The sequence below is a fragment of the Rhodococcus sp. NPDC059234 genome, from assembly GCF_042754225.1.
In the GTDB taxonomy this organism is placed as follows: domain Bacteria; phylum Actinomycetota; class Actinomycetes; order Mycobacteriales; family Mycobacteriaceae; genus Rhodococcus_G.
The window spans coordinates 1-3,113 of sequence record NZ_JBHZAH010000211.1 but is presented as its reverse complement, the minus strand read 5'-3'; the positions used below and the strand labels follow the sequence as shown (position 1 = coordinate 3,113).

At 68.6% G+C, this 3,113-nt stretch carries 5 protein-coding genes; 2 read left to right on the top strand and 3 right to left on the bottom strand.

The window, feature by feature from the left end:
- The coding region (locus ACFXGJ_RS24285; RefSeq protein ID WP_378625824.1) for a hypothetical protein at positions 1-315 on the top strand (315 nt) is incomplete at its 5' end.
- 12 nt (positions 316-327) lie between these two features.
- Here ACFXGJ_RS24285 and ACFXGJ_RS24280 read toward each other — a convergent pair.
- From ACFXGJ_RS24280 to ACFXGJ_RS24270, 3 genes are read right to left on the bottom strand one after another with little or no spacing between them, the layout of a single operon-like run.
- On the bottom strand, positions 328-1,068 hold the full coding sequence (locus ACFXGJ_RS24280) for an ABC transporter permease (protein WP_378625823.1): 741 nt from the start codon (positions 1,066-1,068) through the stop codon (positions 328-330).
- Positions 1,065-2,000 (bottom strand): ABC transporter ATP-binding protein, encoded by a 936-nt coding sequence (locus tag ACFXGJ_RS24275; RefSeq protein WP_378625822.1) that lies wholly within the window; start codon positions 1,998-2,000, stop codon positions 1,065-1,067. Before ACFXGJ_RS24275 ends, ACFXGJ_RS24280 begins: the two co-directional genes overlap by 4 nt.
- Positions 1,997-2,359, bottom strand: coding sequence for a GntR family transcriptional regulator (locus ACFXGJ_RS24270; RefSeq protein ID WP_378625821.1), 363 nt, complete (start codon positions 2,357-2,359; stop codon positions 1,997-1,999). Before ACFXGJ_RS24270 ends, ACFXGJ_RS24275 begins: the two co-directional genes overlap by 4 nt.
- A 138-nt stretch (positions 2,360-2,497) precedes the next feature.
- Between ACFXGJ_RS24270 and ACFXGJ_RS24265 the strand changes: the two genes are divergently transcribed.
- Positions 2,498-3,064 (top strand): alpha/beta hydrolase, encoded by a 567-nt coding sequence (locus ACFXGJ_RS24265; protein WP_378625820.1) that lies wholly within the window; start codon positions 2,498-2,500, stop codon positions 3,062-3,064.
- Positions 3,065-3,113 lie beyond the last annotated feature (49 nt).

The window sequence follows — 3,113 nt, the reverse complement described above, 5'->3', positions numbered from 1 at the left end:
ATGAAGCTCCTCGGCGACGACTGCTGGTGGGCGCCCGCCTGGATGAAACGCATCCAGGAACGCCTCGGCCGCGGCGAACCCATCCTCGACGACGACCGGATGCAGGCGGACATCCCCGATCTCGCCAGGACGCCGCAGTTTCACGCGGGCGATCCGATGACCGAGCCGTTCCGGCGCGTGAGTGCGCAGCCAAGCCGGGTCCGGACCGAACCGCGCTCGCGGCGGAACAGGTCCTCGGAGGGCGGATCGCCGATCAGCGTCGCCGAGTTGCTCGCCCGAAACAATCACAGCTGGGCCCCGGAGCGTAGGGGGTAGCGCGTGGGCCGGTCACGGCCGCGCGTGCCGGAGCGTCCCCCACGCGAGGGCAAGGAACCCGGCTGCCAGGGCGAGCGGCAACACCGCCGTCGGCACCACGCGGGCGACGTCGGTGAACCACGAGCCGATCGCCGGCCACCACCGAGCCCAGGTGACCACGATCCCGGACAGTCCGAGCGCGCCGACGATTCCGGTGAAGGCGGCGAGCAGCCCGGTGGCTCGCCAACGCTGGTAGATCGCGCCCACCAGGATCGCGAGCGCACTGGTCGACAGCAGAGTCGCGAACAGAATGAGCAGTTGCAGTGCTCCGCTGTCGGTGAGGTAGCGCGCGAGGCCGAACATGCGCATGTGCACACCCCAGCCGTCGGTGGCGGCCTCCACGAGGGACAGCAGGTAGAGAGCGACCGCGAACACCCCCGACTGGGCCAGTGCCATCAGCGCGGTGGCGGCGAAGAACTCACGCCGGGTGACGCTCAGTCCGAGTGCGAAGGGAAACGTCTGGGTCATCGACTGGAGGTAGAACGCGAGCACGAAGCCGTAGACGGCGAGCATGCTGCCGGTGAACCCTTCGTCCTGTTCGTTCCCCACGATCGCGTAGATGGTGAAGCTGATCAGGAACGCCGTCAGCAGGATGCCGACGGGCCAGGCGATGAGCAGCGGCCAGGCCACTGTGTGCAGGCGCAGGACGGATCCGATCCTGGACCGGGTGGGCGCCTTCGGGAGCGCGGGGGCCGGCGTCACGGTGACGATCATGCGGTGGTCTCCTTGCGCTGGGTGGTGGTCCGAATGACGAGTTCCTGCAGCGATGCCGGCTCGATCTCGACGCCGGCCTCGCGCAGCCGGTCCCGCTCGGCGGCACCGACCGAAATCCGCACGGTGGTGCGGGCGAGCGCACCGAGCGATTCGCGGTGCAGCACCGTGCCGGACGCGGCGAAGGCCTCGACCGCCTCGACGGGACCGGAGGCCACCACGGCGCGCGTGCGCAGGGTGTCGGCGTCCTCGTCGAGGACGATCCGCCCGCGGTCGACGACGAGCACGTGCTCGAGCAGGTTTGCCACCTCGTCGATCAGGTGGGTGGACAGCACCACCGTTCGGGGGTGCTCGGCGTAGTCGGCGAGCAGCCTGTCGTAGAACAGTTGGCGGGCAACGGCATCGAGGCCCAGATACGGTTCGTCGAAGAGCGTCAGCGGTGCCCGCGAGGCGAGGCCGATGATCACTCCCATGGCCGAGCGCATGCCGCGCGAGAGCTTCTTGACCTTGCGGGACAAGGGAAGTTGGAAGTCGTCGAGCAGGGTCCCGGCGAACTCGCGGTCCCAGTTCGGCAGCAGGTGGCCCGCGGCGGTGAGCACATGCTTGACTCGGAGGTCGTCGGGATAGGTCTGGCTCTCCTTGACGAAGCACACGTTCGCCAGCACGGCCGAGTTCTCGAACGGGGTCGCGCCGAACACCGAGACCTCGCCGCTGGTGTGCAGGTCCTGCCCGGTCAGGATCTGCATGATGGTCGTCTTACCCGCACCGTTGCGGCCGAGGAGGCCGTAGATGGTGTTGCGCCGGATCTCGAACGAGACGTCCGCGAGCGCGTCGACGTCTGCGTACGTCCTGGTCACTCCGCGCATCGATGCGACGGCGTCGGATCCGACGGTGCGTGCGTCGGTGGGCTCGGCCGTGGTCAGGCTCCGGGTCATCGTGCCACCTCCGTGTGGTCGAGCATGGATGCGAGCTCGTCGCGGGATATCCCGAGGCGCGCGGCCTCCGCGACGAGCGGCTCGATGTACTGGCGCGCGAACGACTCTCGGCGCCGGAACCGGAGCGCGTCGCGCGCCCCGACAGTGACGAACATTCCGATTCCCCGCTTCTTGTAGAGGATCCCGTCGGCAACCAGCTGGTTCAGCCCCTTGGCTGCGGTCGCCGGATTGATCCGGTGAAAGGCCGCCAGTTCGTTGGTCGAGGGCACCTGGCCGTCCTCCGGCAGGGAACCGTCGACGATCGAGCTCTCGATCTGCTCGGCGATCTGTTGGAACAGCGGCCTGCCGTCGTCGATCACGGCCGTGACCGCCCGTGGAGGCTCACTGGTTCATTACTCATGTAATGAACCATAGGACCGGCTGCGCGACATGGCAACCCTTGTCGCGCAGCCGAGCTGACCGCTGCCGGGGCTCGGGGCGGTGTACCGTCCGAAGCCATGGAATCGAGGGAAGTGGCCGCAGGGGATGCCACCGTCACCGTTCGCATCGACGGACCCGAGAGCAAGCACACCGTGCTGCTGCTTCCCGGAGCGGGGGAGAACGGATCGATCTTCGATGCGGTCTGCGAGCGGTTGCACAACTCCGACCTGCGCACGGTCGTGCCGGAGTCGATCGGCGGGCTCGACGAGACGTCGACGGTGGCGCTGCTCGACGCGCTGAAGCTGCCGTGGGTGAACCTGGCGGGTAACCGAGAGGGCGCGGCGCTGGCCTGGCTGCTGGCCGCCCGCACGTTCGGCCGGTTCGCCAGCCTGGTGGTCGCGGACTGCCCGCACCCGGCGGTCGCCGACCTCGACGGCCTCGTCCGGCAGGCCGACTGCCCCGCGATCGAGATGCCGACGACCCTGCTGATCGGCAGCTCGCTGGCCCGTCCGTTCGCCGACAACAGCGGTCGTCGTGTCTACTCCGACTACCGGGTCGTCCAGCTCGACGGGGTCGACTCGATACCCGAGGCCGCGTCCGCCGAGATGGCAACGGAGATCGTGCTGCGCACCAGCAGCTGGTGATGCGCTTCGCGCAGTGGTGCGTTTACGGAGTCCAGGGACTCCGTAAACG